The organism is Brasilonema sp. UFV-L1 (assembly GCF_012912105.1).
Classification (GTDB): domain Bacteria; phylum Cyanobacteriota; class Cyanobacteriia; order Cyanobacteriales; family Nostocaceae; genus Brasilonema.
Map to the genome: position 1 here is coordinate 59,819 of NZ_QMEA01000010.1, position 15,870 is coordinate 75,688.

Consider the following 15,870-nt stretch of genomic DNA (forward strand, 5'->3'; position numbering starts at 1 on the left):
TATCAGGATTAGGAGTTGGTTTTTTAACATTATCTATGGGTTGTTTCCACTCTGACAGTTCTCGATTAACGGCATTTTCAAAATCTGTAGATACCAATAGCACACCAGTATTTCCATTTTGTTTTACAGAAGGGTCAGTTTGAGCATACAGGAAACGACGGTTAAAGTCGGGTTTACCCAAAATCAACTGATGTGTTTTCTGATTTTTCAGTTTGACATCGATAGTTGCTTGAGGCTGATCTAAACCGAATTCTGTAAGCTGGTTACCCGAGATGGATACAATGCGTTCACTCTTTCCTTCTACTAACAAATTTATTAAATAACCTACAATGGCATTACTTGCTGGGGCGACTTCGGGAGATTTTATTAACCACTTGGGTTCATTAGACTTGTCATTACGTTCTAGATTTAAAGTCAGAGTTTGAGTTTTGACTGTCAAAGACTGCACATCATCCTCTTTAAAAGAGAAAATTTGTTGCTTTTGCTTGATCTCCTGTTGCTGAGGTGTACCCTTAATTTCATGGAAGTAAACAAAACCGCCTAAACCAAGCGCTAGCAGTATTAGAATTAAAGTTGTTCGCTGTAATTTCATTGGTCATTGGTCATTAGTCATTAGTCATGAGTCATTAGTCGTTAATCGTTAGTCGTTTGTAAAAATAAATGACTAACTACTCGTTCTTACCTTCGTGTCCACCAAAGAATAGCCGCTGCTATTAATCCTATCGCGGGTAAAATTAGCACAGATGACAACTCTAAAAGAAGCGCTTGTGCTGCTGTTAGATTAATGCGACGGTTTTTTGCTTCTTTTGGACTAATTGAAAGAGGTTGTTGATCTTCCTGAGTCAGCCAAGTGACTGAGTTGAGGAACACGTCTCCATTCAATTGTTTATCAAACAACCCATTGATGGCAAAATCTGAATTTCCAAATACAACCATTCGTGACTCGGCGGAAGGGGTGGCGGATAAGGGGGATGAAGTTTGAGGTGTTGCGGCGGTTGTTGGTGTCGGAGTCGGCTTGGCGCTGGGAGTTGGGCTAGCTGAAGTTTGAGGTGTTGCGGCGGTTGTTGGTGTCGGAGTTGGCTTGGCACTGGCAGTTGGGCTAGCTGAGGTTTGAGGTGTTGCGGCGGTTGTTGGTGTCGGAGTTGGCTTGACGCTGGCAGTTGGGCTAGCTGAGGTTTGAGGTGTTGCGGCGGTTGTTGGTGTCGGAGTTGGCTTGACGCTGGCAGTTGGGCTAGCTGAGGTTTGAGGTGTTGCGGCGGTTGTTGGTGTGGGTATAGAGTTAGATTTAGCTTCTTTTTGAGATGATAGTTTTTTTGTTAACGCTACGCCTAATGTTAGTGGACCTTTGCGATCGCTTTCGGGATTAAACTGCAAGTTTTCGCTTTGCTGGTCACTTTCTGCCCAGCTATTAGGATATGCTTTGGTAAGCAACAAGGGAGTCGCTTGAATACCTGGTATTGGAGTTGTGTCAATTGGTTGTGCTAACGGATAAAAAGAGATACCATTGCCAAAATCTTTGGTGATTGGGTGTTTTCCGTATTGTGTCACTAAAGGTGCTGCTGGACCAAGTTCAACGCTTCCAGAAATATCGACTGCCAGACGATTATCTAACTTCACGCCCCACTGTGCAAGTAGGCTTTCGAGTTTGGGATTTGTATTGGGATCAATCATCAGCAGTAAGTTTCCACCTCGATTTAGGTAGTCTTGCAGTGCTTGTACTTCACTTTCAAATAGCGATCGCACTGGACCTGCAACTACCACAACAGTAGCATCTTGAGGGACACTAGACTGTTCTGCCAGATTTAAGGCAGAAGTTGTGTAACCTTTGTCATTTAATGCCTTAACTGCTTCAGATATTGCTCCTTCCTCACCAGCAGAAAGTTGATGTTCACCATGACCTTGAAGGAAGTATACTTTAGCAGAGTTCAAACTGGTGATTTGTTGTAAGCGATTTGTTAATTTTACTTCCGAGAGGCGCTCTTGCGGACCAACTACCTGAACTAATTGCCGTTTGTTACCAGATTCCAGGTAAACTTCTCCATAATCTTTAACACCAAACTTACGTGATAGTCCTGGTCTTGCTTGTGGATCTACGTACTCAAAATTAAACTTTGAGTTTTGCCGACGATAATTTTCCAGCAAGTCTCGATCTACAGGATCTTGATTCACATCAAACACCCATATCTTTGTTGGTACTAGTAACGAGCGTACCAGCTTCCGTGACTGAGGAGCAAGGGTAAACAACTTAGTTTCTGTGAAGTCAACTCGTGCATGGTAGCGAGTTCCTAAAAAGTTAATTAATCCTAAAATCACCAAAACTGAGACAGTTGCAACCAAAGCATTAGTAGTAGTTTGGGTGGAACGTTGTCCCCACCAGTTATTTTGCTTGTTTTGCCAAATCAACCACCACCCAATAATAACAGTTCCCAAAATTATCAATGCTAATGGGATTGGTCCCCACTTATCCGATACCAATCCAATTGTTAAGCCCATTGTCAGGAGGAATGGACCAAACCAAAACAAAAATTTTCCAGGTTTCTTTTTCGTGATTATCTTCATTTTTTTAGTCAGGAGTCACTCGCTTCGCTCAAATTCAAAATTCAAAATTCAAAATTCAAAATTAAAGACAATTAGTGGGAGCGCGTGTACCGCCACGCTATTGTTGACCACCCTTACGGGTTCGGCATTCTTCTTTTGTTACTGGTCATTAAATTTCTTGCATAAATCGTAGTTGACAGCCATTTCAAACCACAGACAAATATAGAGAAATCCTCTGTATTTGTCTGTGGTTTTCGCTTATCCATAGAGACTTCTGCAAGAAGTTTAGTCACTGACAATAAGTATTTATGAACGCTGAAAACGTAATGCATCAATTGATTGAGCTGTGAGAAAAATGCCGAAAATGATGTAACTCGCAAATAACATCAGACTGCTCGTATCGAAAATACCTTGTACTAAGCTGTTGTAATGTTTTAGCAATGAGAAATGCCCTAGTGTTTCTCCTACAAAACCACCAATATTTTTGGCAATGAAATCAACAAAAAACAGTAATATAATTAATGCGAAGGTGAGAAAAGCAGACAAAATTGTACTATCTGTCAAAGAAGAAATGAACATTCCTAAAGATAAAATTGCTGCTGCTAGTAAGATGAGTGCTAAATGTCCTAGTAAGGGAATAGCTGGTGAAATTGGTGGATTTGACGCACTCAAAGCAACAGTTTCTAATGCCAGGATAGGCACTATCATTGTTGTGAAAAATGTCAAAACTCCTAATAATTTACCGACAGCGACTGCCCAGTTGGTGAGTGGTGATGTGGCTAAAAGTTCCAAAGTACCGCGTTTGCGTTCTTCGGCATAAAGTCCCATCGAAAGAACTGGCAATATAAATAATAACAGCCACCCAATCCGGTCCAAAAATGCCCTGAGAAATTCGTAAGGAACATCTATGGGTGGAACTGGAAATTGTTGTTCTTGTAAATCATATGCAGCTACTGTTTGCAGGATACCTTCTGGTCCCATTAATATAAGCACGAAGAATAACCCAGATAAAAGCCAAAATACACCAGCAATTGCATATGCCAAAGGCGATACAAAATAGCTTTGTAACTCTCGGCGATAAATGGCAATAATATTACCCAGTACAACACCCATTTAAGCGACTTCTCCTTCCTTGGCTTCTGCTATTTCTGTCTGAGTCTCCAAATTTTTTTCTTCTGTTGTTGTCAGTTGCAAAAATACATCTTCCAGAGTAGCGCTTACGCGTCGCATTTCTTGTAAACCGAATCCTGTTCGTATCAACGCTGCTGCAATATCTTGTCCTGGTTCAGTTCCTGGTTGTGATATCACTCGCAGGTGAGTTCGATTTTCCTTCAAGGAAGTCTGATTGTGTATTCCCAACCCAGGAACTGATTCGACAAAATTCACTCCTGGTAGATTTTGCAGGACTTGTTTGGCAAGAGATGCTTCTCCTTCAATTTCTATTTCATATCCTGAGCCTTTTGTCAACTGATTTAAGAGATTTTCTGGTGTGTCTGTTGCGACAAGTTTGCCACGATTGATGATTGCCACACGGCTACAAGTCATGCTCACCTCTGGCAAAATGTGAGTGGAAATAATGATTGTGTGGGTTCCTGCAAGGCTTTTAATTAAATTTCGCACCTCAATGATTTGCCGGGGATCGAGTCCGACTGTGGGTTCATCCAAAATGATGGCTGGCGGATCATGGACAATAGCTTGAGCGATGCCCACTCTTTGACGATATCCTTTGGAAAGTTTGCGAATAATAACGTGACGTTTGTCTTGTAAATTGCAGCGTTCTATTGCTGCGGTTATTTTTGTTGCGCGATCGCCTGCCCTGACTCCCTTTATCCGCGCCACAAAATACAAAAATCCCTCGACTGTCATCTCTGGATACAACGGCGGTGTCTCTGGTAGGTAACCAATGCGTTGACGCACCAACAGAGAATTTTCATGGACATCGAAGTTAGCAATCCTCGCTGTTCCACTTGTCGCTGGTAAATAACCAGCTAAAATTCGCATAGTTGTCGTTTTACCAGCGCCATTTGGTCCTAAAAACCCCAAAATCTCTCCAGGTTCTACGTTGAACGAGACATCAGTAATTGCTGGAGTAGAGCCATATATTTTACTTAGGTGCTCAACTGAAATCATCCGCTTTAGCTAAGTGCTAACGATAATGTATCAACCATGATAAAGCAACAAAACAATTGGTGAGTGTTGAGTACTATAAGTCAGGACGTACGCAAAGAAACTTAGTTCAAACCAAAAATCGTCTGTTTTGCAAGCAAATACGAACTTACCAAACCCGGTTTAATGGCAAATAGTGCGCAAGTCCTAATAGTCCTAAGTAGTTCTGTTGTTTTCAACTCAGGAATCAGCACTCAGTACTTGGACCTAAATGTCGTTCTTATGTCAAGGCAGTTGTAGAGTTATTTAAAATTGTCATAATTCAAATTTGTCTACCAATAACTAAATGGTCAACTCTACTGTCGTTGCCACACTCACTATTTATGTCAACCCTGCGATTGGTCATGATGCCAATGCTGGGACACGGTTAAATCCTTATAAAACCATCACCCGTGCTCTTAAGGTTACCACAACACCCAAAATGATTCAGCTTGCTCCTGGAACTTACAGTACTGCGAGTGGTGAAATCTTTCCACTAGTGATTTCAGTGGGTGTGATTGTTGTAGGTCACGAAGCCACCAAAGGTCAAGGTATTGTGATTTCGGGAAGTGGTTTGTACAACAGCAAAAGTTTTGGTACACAAAATATTACGGTTGTATTACTCAATGATGCTCAACTGATGGGTGTCACTCTTGTAAATTCTACACAAAAAGGCACTGGTGTCTGGATTGAATCCACTTCCCCAACTTTGGCTAATAATACTTTTATCAAATGTGGTCGGGAAGCTGTGTTTGTCAGCGGTACTGCTAAACCACTCATTGAGGACAATGTATTTGTGCAAAATGGTATTGGTGGGTTGGTTATGGCAGGGAATTGCAAACCAGAGGTGCTAGAGAATGTTTTCCAAAAAAATGCTTTGGGAATAGCTATCAGTGATTATGCTATTCCAAGAGTAGCAAATAATACGTTTTTGTTCAACAGAAATGCGATCGCAATTTCGCGGAATGCCCGTCCTATCCTGCGAAATAATCTGATCGAAAACAGTATTCAAGGTGGGTTATTAATTAACGGTCATGCGGTTCCTGACCTCGGTAATCTTCAAGAGCCTGCTGGTAACATTTTTCGTCATAATGGGCAGTTTGATATCCAAAATACCACCTCTGTTCAGTTGATTTCTGTAGGAAACCAGTTGAATCCTGCCCAGGTCAAGGGAATGATAGAGTTGATTGCTGCAACAGAGAATACTTCCAAAAAAGTATTAGTTAACACAACTTTTTCTGATATTGTTGGGCATTGGGCAGCGGCTTTTGTGGAAGTTTTACATAACAGAAATCTGATGAGTGGCTTTTCTGATGGCACTTTTCGACCAGAAGCCCCGATCACTCGCGCTCAGTATGCCGATGTGATTGCTAAGAGCTTTCAGTTACCTCCTAGCAACCGTACTCGTAAATTCACGGATGTGAAACCAGGTTTCTGGGCAAAATCAGCTATTGAACGCGCTGCTAGTATGGAGTTTCTCAGTGCATTTCCGGATGGCACATTTCAACCAATGCAAAATTTAACAAGGATTCAGGCAATAGTTTCTCTGGTGAATGGACTAAAGCTGAGTGGAGGCAATCCACATATTTTAAATGTTTTTCGCGATCGCGCCCAAATTCCCAGTTCAGCCATCAATGCTGTTGCAGTTGCAACTCAGAAGTTACTCGTAGTGAACTATCCCGAAATTGAACAATTAGAACCACTCAGAGACATCACTCGTGCTGAGGTAGCAGCTTTCATCCATCAGGCATTAGTGATGAGTGGGAAAGCCAAGCCAATCACTTGTGCTTATATTGTTAATCCTAATGTCGAGATTCCCTGCTACACTAACTTTGTGACACACTGGGCAGAACCATTTATCCAGGCATTGGTGAGTATGGGTTTGACTCACGGTTTTGCTCATGAGACATTTGAGCTAGATCAACCAATCACTCGTGCCCAGTATGCGGCTTTAGTTGCGGTTTGCTTCAACCCAACTCCCAAACACGCCGCACCTGATTTTACAGACGTACCAAGGGATTTTTGGGCTTATAACGCCATCAAAATTGCAGCACAGGGCGGCTTTGTTGGTGGGTTTCGCGATGGTAGCTTCCGCCCAGGGCAAAATGTCCTGCGGTTACAGGTGATTGTCTCTCTGGTGAATGGACTTGCCCTCAAAGCAGCTGATAATGAGACTTTACTCGGCTGTTGCGATCGCAACACAATCCCAAACTATGCCCGTACTGCAGTTGCTAGCGCCACCCAAAACAAAATTATCGTGAATTATCCAGATCCTAAACAACTCCATCTCCATCGAGAGGCGACACGAGGGGAAGCAGCTGCTATGGTTTATCAGGCATTGGTGGCACTTAGGCAAACTCCTACTATTAGTTCACCCTATATCTTTTCCCATTCCTCATTTGAAAAGTAAAATGACAAGCACTTCCCCTCTATACTTGGAAGCACTTAGCAAAAAAACTATAGATAAAAATAAGATAAGCTGTATGGGATGGGAGCAAGATGTGTCCTTGCCTGAAGCACAGAGCCAGATGTTCACATCAAACTTGGACACCTCTGCTGATTTGGCGATCGCCCTACTAACTCATTATAGTTTTGACCTCGGTGGCTATAGTGCCAGTGAGCTAGTTAACCTTTGGCAAAAGCAATATCCAGGCAACTGGTTACACTTGGCTGTCATTGAAGCACTCTACCAAGGTCGCTACAAAGCTATTTCTGTGCAACAAATTTTAACGTGTTGGCAACGACGTGGACAAGCCATTTTTCATTTTAATATGGAATTTGAACGCTTGATTTGCAGCAAATTTCCACAAAGCCTAACTGCACTTCCCACAGTTTCTTCATCTTCTGTAGAGACAACACCAGATGAAGGCAAACACATATGGGAAGAGGAGGATACACCGAACTCACCCCATCACTCCATTTCTCTCCAACCTCAACACCAGCCATCTCACCGGAACGGTAGTTTGCACACTCCAGGGAATTCTCCTAAGTTTAAAGCAGCAGAAGCCACCGCCCCAAAAACTCCTAACAACCCACAGCCACCCTTACGACGAGAACCTCCGGAGGCGAAAAACTTCTCTATGGGAACTCCTAGCCCTCAATATCCAAACCAAAAGGATAACGATGATTTTCTCACAATGGCTACCAATAATCCCCCAATTGAGCAATTTACTCCAGAAACAAGCGCAAGTTCAGAGTCATTTACATCAAAACTCAAAGCAATTTCTAATGAAAAGCTCTACACTTCTAGGAAATTCCTTCCTGGAAGTCCACATAGTTCTGTGTCAGAAGAAATAGAAATGGATAATAGCTATTAGTAACACTTCTACATATGTTTAAAATTTTATGAATCGTCCACGTATTCTTCAACCTGGTATTAACTATACGTTTAGCAAATATTTTGAATTATCTTATACACCAGCAGATATTCTCGCAGAATTTGATTGTACTTATGAACGCAAGCGATTAGATTTACCAAGGTATGAGCAAAGTATTAAATGTCTAGATTTTTTAAGCCGCTATTTAGAAAGAAATTTAACCTTCGTTAACCCAATAAGCGAAACAGCAAGACGAGAGACATTAATTGCTCCTACGCTCATAGAAATTTGTGCCGAAACTCAAACTCAATTGAATATCGAGTATCCTATCAACGTTAGTGAACAGCTAAAAGGGAGTTTTGATTACTACATAAACAGTTATAATGGAATGCTTGTTGTTGAAGCTAAACAATCTGATTTGAGTCGGGGATTTACGCAACTAGCAGTGGAATTAATTGCTCTTGACCAATGGACTCAATCAAATGCTACTGTTTTATATGGAGCGGTCACTACTGGTGAGGATTGGCGTTTTGGAATATTTCACCGTCAAGAAAAACGAATTTCGCAAGACCTTAAGCTTTATCGTGTTCCCGAAGAATTAGAGGAATTGCTACGGATTCTTATAGGTATTATCGTAAAAACGCCCTATTTAACTGCAACTTAATATTAGCTTTGAAAGCAACAAAAGCTGATTCAAGGCAGATACGTTGATTTTTAAGAATATGCCGCCGCAGGATTAACAGCACAAATCATATAGCAATCCGTGCAGGAGTCATGAGAAAACACCATATTCGTGCAGTTTAGGAAAGTCAAATATTTGACGATGTATGCACAACTCAAATAACCGCTTGACGACAGAGAATGAACGACACAAAAAATAAAACTCTCGAATCATTCTTTTTGCTTGCAACCAAATATCCTCCACCGGATTCTGCTGTGGGGCATTTGGAGCAAACAGTTCGCAAGTGATTAACCATTCATTTGGTTCAAGTTCATGATTTACCGAGTCGAGATAATCCCTAACCTGCTGTGCTTTGTGATAGCTTGCACCGTCCCAATTCAGAAATTCTTGGCTTCCTTTATACGCTAGCTTTAAACCCTCTACTCCTTGTTTAAAAAATGCTTTTTTCCACTTACTGATAAATCCTGAGGAAACCCCCAGTATTGACTGAATGGCTTTGTGTTTATATCCTTCGAGTACCATTTTGATGGCGATACGCCTTCGGCGTCTGCGCTTTGCGCAATCGCCCGTTGAACTTCCCGCTTGTCTTGGCTGTTTTCTATGAACTCAGATAGTGATTGCATCCACATCACTACACCTTGTACTTGGTCACACTAGCTATTTGAGTATTTTCTCACGAATCATTTAGGATTGCTATAGTTTTCAGGTCGTAGTTAAAAAATTAAACCGCAGAAAAATCAGTAAATTGACGCTGCTCAGGACGAATAAAACCTAATACTATATCTTCTTTAGCTACTCCTAAATCCAGTAAATTCTCAGTTATACCCCTTTCCGTTCCATCCCATTCAATCCACACCTGACCCTCCACAATCCGCAGATGCAATGCCACAGCATGAACCCTACCCGTTTTATCCCAACCTGTATCCATCAATAAATAATTATCAGATTCTCTGTCACAAATAGATAGACTTTTAATCTGCTTTAACTAGATATTAGGATGTGCGTGTGGATTTGGTCAAACCTGTCGTTAGTAAGGTTAATCTAGTAAGTACCACTCACAATCAGCCATCTACCAATCCAACTGACAAACCTATAGTTCCTGCTCAAGGTTGGATATTTAATGAAAAAGGTGAAGTTACGCTAGTAGCTTATGACCCCACTAAAACTGGTCCACAACGTGAGCAGCAAACACCTTCTAGTAGTTGTGCATCACAGAGATAAAAATTATTACGCAAGGGGAACAAATTCTTCTCCTTGAGGTAAAAATACTAGAATCAGGACTTACGCGCGAACGACGTAACTATAGTCCGCAGCAACCCAAGAGAAGTCATTGCAACTCGCTCTCTTAAAGTAGCGTGTGCGTAAATCCTACTGATGATGGTCTGTGTCAAAAATTATTTATAACAAACTAAGTGAAGATGAAAAAATTTAGGCGATCGCCACCTGAGCAGCTCTATTTAGGAGCGTGGCGTAGCGTGTACAAAGCGCATTCGCTCTTATTCACTTTACCTATCTGCACCATAAGCACTCTTGCACCTCTGTCCACCGCAGTTGCGCAAGTTTCTGCTGATGGAACTGTATCCACCACCGTTACCACTCCTGATGGAAAAAATTTCACCATCAACGATGGTACCATTCGGGGAACAAACTTGTTTCACAGCTTCAAAGAATTTTCTGTTCCCACGGGTGGTTCGGCTAACTTCAACAATGCAGCTAATATACAAAATATTATCAGTCGAGTCACGGGTGGTTCTATTTCTACAATTGATGGTTTGATAAAAGCCAATGGCGGAGCAAATCTGTTTTTACTCAATCCAGCGGGAATTCTTTTTGGACCAAATGCCAGCTTAAATATTGGTGGTTCGTTTTTCGGGAGTACGGCGAATAGTTTTATATTTGACAATGGCTTTGAGTTTAGCGCTACTAACCCACAAGCACCGCCACTGTTAACTATAAATCTTCCGATTGGACTGAGGTATGGGGAGAATCCGCAAAGCATTACCAATCAATCTGCTAGTCTTGCTGTTGCTGAAGGAAAATCTTTGACGCTGGTAGGTGGTAACGTAAGTTTGAGTGGTGGTTCTTTGCAAGCTCCCAATGGTCGTATCGAGTTGGCAGGAGTCGCAGGAGCAGGAACAGTCGGACTTGTAGGTAATAGTGATAACTTTAATTTAAATTATCCGGATAATCTACAGAAGGCGGATGTCTCGCTGGGCAATGCAGCCAAGGTGGATGTGACTAACAGAGGTGCAGGCAGTGTAGCAGTTACCGCCCGTAATTTAAATCTTTCCGGACAGAGTATCATTTCTGCTGGCATCGGGCAAGGGTTCACGGCAGATAGTCAACAATCAGGTGACGTGAATCTCAATCTCACAGGAACGCTGAAAGTTAATGAGAATAGCCGAGTTGATAATGTTGTCCAGAGAGGGGGAACAGGTAACGCTGGTGACATTAATGTCAAAGCGACAACAGTGGATATCAATGGCGGAATACTTCGCACCCGCACTTCGGGAAATGGCGATGCAGGTGATATCAATATTCAGGCTGGTGATATCAATATCACGAACCCAGCTTACATAGTGAAAGATGAGAAAGGGCAGGTAATAACTACTGCAGAAGATAAACCTGCACTGGATGCTAGTAATTATGAAAGAGACGGAGTTGGTGTTGGTAGAGGACGCAGCGGAAATATCTCACTGACTACTAGTAGCTCAATTTCTTTAATTGGGTTGGGTACAGACCCTAAGCAGGACAATAAGGTGATTTCTACTTACAATGCTGGTGGCGGAAAAGGCGGTGGTGACATATCTTTGCAAGCCAATGGTTCGATATCTTTATCCAACGCTTACATTGTCAGCACCAGCTTTAGTCAAGACAGAGGAGCAGGTAACGTTTCACTCATAGGCAAGAAGTCTGTCTCTTTAGCAGATAATAGCGAAATTAATGCCGTCAGCTTTAACCGTGGCAACTCTGGAAATATTACCCTAAAATCTGACGGTCCTGTGTCTTTGCAAAAGAGCTTTCTTTCCACTGAAGTCGGATTCTCCAACCGCCCTCCAAACCCTGGAATAGGTGATGCTGGTGATATTCAGATAATTGGACGGTCTGTTTCAATAACTGACAAGTCGTTTGTAACAACAAAATCTAATAATGGCGCTAACCCTGGCGATATTGTGATTATTGCCCCAGATTTTGTTGAAATATCAGGAAAAACTGAATTTTCCCAGCCCAATCGTCGCCGAAATGAGATTACAGAAACGACCTTGCGGGCAACTATTGAGAAAAACGCTCAGGGAGTAGGTGGTGATATTAATATTACGACTGGTACTTTACGTGTATCCAATGGGGCAAGATTACAGGCGGAAACAGAAACTTTGAGCCAATCCCAAGGCGGTAATATCTTTTTGCAAGTGCAGGATTTAATTTTTAGAGGACGCGACAACTTAATTTCTGCCAAAGCTAGTAACAATGCTAATGGCGGTAATATCACCATTAATGCTCCTGATGGTGTGATCGTCGCTTTCCCTGGAGACAATAACGACATTATTGCCAGTGCTTCTGCTGGTCAGGGAGGTAATATTCAAATCACCGCTCAAAGTATTTTTGGAATGGCTCAAGGTCGAGCAATTCCTAGAAACACAACTAATGACATTGATGCAAGCTCTCAATTTGGCTTACAAGGTACAGTAAATATTTACACTCCAAATATTGACCCTAGCCGTGGGCTATTTGAATTACCAGAAACTGTCATCGACCCTGCAGAGCAAATTGCTCAAAATCCCTGTCTACGAGGAGGTGGGGAATTTATCATCACTGGACGTGGCGGTTTTCCAACTGATCCGAGTAAATTTTTCAGCAGTGACAATGTGCGTGTTGATTTAGTCAAGCCTGTTGCTAGCAAAAACAGTGCAACAAATCATACGAGTCATCAACCATCTACCAATTCAGGTGACAAACCCATAGTACCTGCTCAAGGTTGGATATTCAATGAAAAAGGTGAAGTCACACTGGTCGCTTATGACCCCACTAAAACTGGTCCACAACGGGAACAGCTAACACCTGCTAGTTGTGGTGTGCGTTAACAGTTACCAGTTATCAGTTATCAGTTATCAGTTATCAGTGTGTACTGTGTAGTGTTCACTGTGTACTGTGTACTGTGTACTGTGTACTGTGTACTGTTCACTGTTTTAATCATGCATATTTAAATTTTTTCAAATTCTTTTAGGGTGAACATCTTGTTCGCCCAGATAATGCAAGTTATGTGGAACAGTTTACCACACTGGGTCTGCAAACTAATCACAAGCATAAAAATCTTGACAAAATGGTAAATATATGATAATAAAAAAACCTTTACTTAAGAAAATACAGAATTTCTTCAAAAAAGTATATAAGAGGCGATCGCTCTTTCTGGCAGCCTTATTATTTATCCTCTCAGGAGTTTCACCTGTTGTTGCTGCCAAAGTTGCTCCACAAACCTCTGTTGTCCAATCTCCATACGATGCACAACAGCTCACGAATAAGGCTGTCAAACTTTATCAGAGTGGAAGATTTGAGGAAGCAGCGGCGGTTTGGAAACAAACAGCGGATGTTTTTGCAGCTCAAGGAGATAAGTCGAACCAGGCGATGGCGTTGAGCAACCTTTCTTTGACTTATCAACAAATAGGACAGTGGGATAAAGCAAAAAAAGCAATTGAAGATAGCTTGGCGCTTTTGAAAACACCATCACAAGCAAAGGATGAATTAAAAATTCTGGCTCAAAGTTTCGATATTCAAGGATATTTGCAAAGAGAATTAGGTCAAACTGCAGATGCTCTCAAAACTTGGCAACAAGCAACGAAAATCTACAGCCAAACGAATGACCAGGAAAAATTAGCACAGAGCAAGATTAATCAGGCTCAAGCAATGCAAGATTTGGGTCTTTATCCCCGTGCTTGTAGTACTTTATTGGAAGTTTTAAATCAAGAAATGGGGGTAAGAAGCTGCCAAGAATTAAATCAATTAACACGAGATGAATTCACAAAAAAACTCGGATTGATTTCACTTCAAGCTCCTTCTCTACGCAGAGTCGTCAGTTTAAGAAGCTTAGCAGAAATCCTGCGATTTGGGGGTCAGCTTGAGCAATCTGAACTCATTTTGAAAACAAGTTTAAAGCTGGTTCAAAAATTGAACCTTCCCCAAGAGCAAGCTGCTGTTTATCTGAGTATGGGCAATACGGCACGTGATTTAGCTGAAGGAGAAAATGTTCGCCGCATACGAGAAGATTATCAACAAAAGGCATTAGATTCTTATAATGAGGTCATCAAGCTGTCCTCATCACCAACGATGCGACAGCAAGCACAGTTAAATCAATTCAGCTTGTTGCTAAAACTCCAAAACTTGTCAGAAGCGGAAGAATTATGGAAAACGCTCAATTCTCAACTCAGTAACTTGTCTCCTAGTCGCACAGGAGTTTATTTCCAAATCAATTTTGCTGAGAGTTTAGTCACATTAGCTAAACAAGAAAATTTCACACTCAAAGCTAATTCTAAACTTCCAACTTTTAGTGAAATTGATAGGATATTGGTTAAAGCTGCAGAACAAGCCAAAAGTTTGGGAGATACAAGAGCTGAGGCTTATGCTTTGGGAAATCGTGGCGGACTGTATGAATTAACAGGAGCGACACAAAACTTATCCCAAGCAGAAGAATTGACAAAACAAGCTCTGGGTATGGCTTCAAGTTTTTCAACACCAGATATAGCTTACCAGCTTTTCTGGCAGTTGGGACGGATACGCAACGCTCAAGGAGATATTGCTGATGCGATCGCCGCTTACACCAAATCTTATAATGCTCTTCAGTCATTACGCAGCGAATTAGTGACAATCAACCCAGAAGTACAGTTTTCTTTTCGGGATGATGTTGAACCAGTTTATCGAGAGTTAGTGGAGTTAGACTTAGAATACGCAGATTCTTTAAAGAAAGCCGGAAAAAATGAGCAAAGTCAGCAACACATCGCTCAAGCTCGTAACGTGATAGAATCTTTGCAATTAGCTGAACTCAATAACTTTTTCCGAGAAGCTTGTGTAGAAGCAAATCCTAAACAGATTGATGAAATAGATCAAGCAGCAGCAGTTATATACACAATTGCTTTGCCAGATCGGTTAGAGGTTCTTCTTAGCCTACCAAATCGACCTCTAAGCCTTCATACAACTGTTATTCCTCGGGAAGAACTTGAGAAAACAGTAACAGATGTGCGGCGTTCTCTAATCGGTCCTGATAGTTCAGTCCAGAATCTTTTGCCTACATATCAAAAATTATATAGTTGGCTGATTCAACCACTAGAAACAGAGTTGGCAAACAGTAAACCCAAGACTTTGGCTTTTGTACTGGATGGAGACTTGCGGAATATCCCAATGGGTATTCTTCACGATGGTAAACAGTATCTACTAGAAAAGTATGCCGTTGCTTTAACACCCGGTTTGCAGCTGGTTAACCCAAAACCGATAGCAGAGGTTGGTTTGAGAGCCATAACAGCAGGACTCAGCACAATCCGTGAGAACTTTTCCCCACATGAAGGTTTTAGACCATTACGTAACGTAGAACTTGAACTCGAACAAATCGAGAAATTGGGAGTCTCAGCTCGAGAGTTCCTCAACGATAAATTCACGAGCACCGAGATCAAAAAACAGACTGTTGCTTCTCGTGTTCTTCCTATAATCCACATAGCAACTCATGGTCAGTTTAGCTCCAGAGCTGAGGATACCTTTATCCTAGCTTGGGATAGACGCATCGATGCTAAACAGTTGGGTAACTTACTACGAGACAACACCCAGTACCAGGGTAAACCAATCGAGTTATTGGTTCTCAGTGGTTGCGAGACAGCGAGTGGAGACAATCGAGCTGCTTTAGGACTAGCTGGAGTCGCGGTGCGAGCTGGAGCTCGCAGTACACTAGCGACACTGTGGGCTGTAGAAGATAAAAGTACTGCTCAAGTCATGGGTGAATTTTATCGTCAGCTAGAGCAAGCCAAGCAAACAAAGCTAAATAAACTAAATAAAGCAGAAGCACTGCGTCAAGCACAACTAGCTCTGATGACAAATCCGCAATACAGACACCCCCATTACTGGGCACCGTTTGTTTTGGTGGGAAATTGGCAATAAAATATTTTCCCTAACTATCTTCCCCAACCTGCCTAACGGCTAAGGTTGGGG

10 protein-coding genes and 2 pseudogenes are annotated in these 15,870 nt (G+C 41.8%); 6 read left to right on the forward strand and 6 right to left on the reverse strand.

What is annotated here, in order from left to right:
* Positions 1-4: 4 nt before the first annotated feature.
* From DP117_RS05360 to DP117_RS05375, 4 genes and pseudogenes are all read right to left on the reverse strand, one after another.
* A pseudogene (locus tag DP117_RS05360) lies at positions 5-592 on the reverse strand (DUF4340 domain-containing protein); the annotation flags it as partial.
* Positions 593-678: 86 nt separating this feature from the next.
* Complete coding sequence (locus DP117_RS05365) at positions 679-2,559, reverse strand: DUF4350 domain-containing protein (RefSeq protein ID WP_169217299.1); 1,881 nt, start codon at positions 2,557-2,559, stop codon at positions 679-681.
* Positions 2,560-2,844: 285 nt separating this feature from the next.
* Complete coding sequence (locus DP117_RS05370) at positions 2,845-3,651, reverse strand: ABC transporter permease (protein ID WP_169217300.1); 807 nt, start codon at positions 3,649-3,651, stop codon at positions 2,845-2,847.
* Positions 3,652-4,668: an ABC transporter ATP-binding protein gene (locus DP117_RS05375; RefSeq protein WP_169217301.1), complete on the reverse strand. Its 1,017-nt coding sequence runs from the start codon at positions 4,666-4,668 to the stop codon at positions 3,652-3,654.
* 322 nt (positions 4,669-4,990) lie between these two features.
* On the opposite strand from DP117_RS05375, the gene DP117_RS05380 reads away from it, so the two are divergent.
* From DP117_RS05380 to DP117_RS05390, 3 genes are all read left to right on the forward strand, one after another.
* Positions 4,991-7,093, forward strand: coding sequence for an S-layer homology domain-containing protein (locus DP117_RS05380; RefSeq protein ID WP_169217302.1), 2,103 nt, complete (start codon positions 4,991-4,993; stop codon positions 7,091-7,093).
* A 73-nt stretch (positions 7,094-7,166) separates the two neighbouring features.
* Positions 7,167-8,000 (forward strand): hypothetical protein, encoded by an 834-nt coding sequence (locus DP117_RS05385; protein WP_248277537.1) that lies wholly within the window; start codon positions 7,167-7,169, stop codon positions 7,998-8,000.
* 28 nt (positions 8,001-8,028) lie between these two features.
* Complete coding sequence (locus DP117_RS05390) at positions 8,029-8,664, forward strand: hypothetical protein (RefSeq protein ID WP_169217303.1); 636 nt, start codon at positions 8,029-8,031, stop codon at positions 8,662-8,664.
* Positions 8,665-8,772: 108 nt separating this feature from the next.
* Here the strand turns inward: DP117_RS05390 and DP117_RS05395 are convergent.
* Positions 8,773-9,305 (reverse strand): annotated as a pseudogene (locus tag DP117_RS05395) (hypothetical protein).
* Between the two features lie 98 nt (positions 9,306-9,403).
* Positions 9,404-9,658: a XisI protein gene (locus DP117_RS05400; RefSeq protein WP_169217322.1), complete on the reverse strand. Its 255-nt coding sequence runs from the start codon at positions 9,656-9,658 to the stop codon at positions 9,404-9,406.
* 29 nt (positions 9,659-9,687) lie between these two features.
* Between DP117_RS05400 and DP117_RS05405 the strand changes: the two genes are divergently transcribed.
* The 3 genes from DP117_RS05405 (at position 9,688) to DP117_RS05415 (ending at position 15,819) form a co-directional block, all read left to right on the forward strand.
* Complete coding sequence (locus DP117_RS05405) at positions 9,688-9,903, forward strand: hypothetical protein (protein ID WP_169217304.1); 216 nt, start codon at positions 9,688-9,690, stop codon at positions 9,901-9,903.
* A 197-nt stretch (positions 9,904-10,100) separates the two neighbouring features.
* Positions 10,101-12,764, forward strand: a complete 2,664-nt coding sequence (locus tag DP117_RS05410) for a filamentous hemagglutinin N-terminal domain-containing protein (protein ID WP_169217305.1) — start codon at positions 10,101-10,103, stop codon at positions 12,762-12,764.
* A gap of 250 nt (positions 12,765-13,014) precedes the next feature.
* Positions 13,015-15,819: a CHAT domain-containing protein gene (locus DP117_RS05415; protein ID WP_169217306.1), complete on the forward strand. Its 2,805-nt coding sequence runs from the start codon at positions 13,015-13,017 to the stop codon at positions 15,817-15,819.
* Positions 15,820-15,870: the final 51 nt, after the last annotated feature.

Coding starts and splice junctions, on each gene's coding strand:
- DP117_RS05365 (WP_169217299.1), bottom strand. CDS start 2,559: ATGAAGATAATCACGAAAAAGAAACCTGGAAAATTTTTGTTTTGGTTT.
- DP117_RS05370 (WP_169217300.1), bottom strand. CDS start 3,651: ATGGGTGTTGTACTGGGTAATATTATTGCCATTTATCGCCGAGAGTTA.
- DP117_RS05375 (WP_169217301.1), bottom strand. CDS start 4,668: ATGATTTCAGTTGAGCACCTAAGTAAAATATATGGCTCTACTCCAGCA.
- DP117_RS05380 (WP_169217302.1), top strand. CDS start 4,991: ATGGTCAACTCTACTGTCGTTGCCACACTCACTATTTATGTCAACCCT.
- DP117_RS05385 (WP_248277537.1), top strand. CDS start 7,167: ATGGGATGGGAGCAAGATGTGTCCTTGCCTGAAGCACAGAGCCAGATG.
- DP117_RS05390 (WP_169217303.1), top strand. CDS start 8,029: ATGAATCGTCCACGTATTCTTCAACCTGGTATTAACTATACGTTTAGC.
- DP117_RS05410 (WP_169217305.1), top strand. CDS start 10,101: ATGAAAAAATTTAGGCGATCGCCACCTGAGCAGCTCTATTTAGGAGCG.
- DP117_RS05415 (WP_169217306.1), top strand. CDS start 13,015: ATGATAATAAAAAAACCTTTACTTAAGAAAATACAGAATTTCTTCAAA.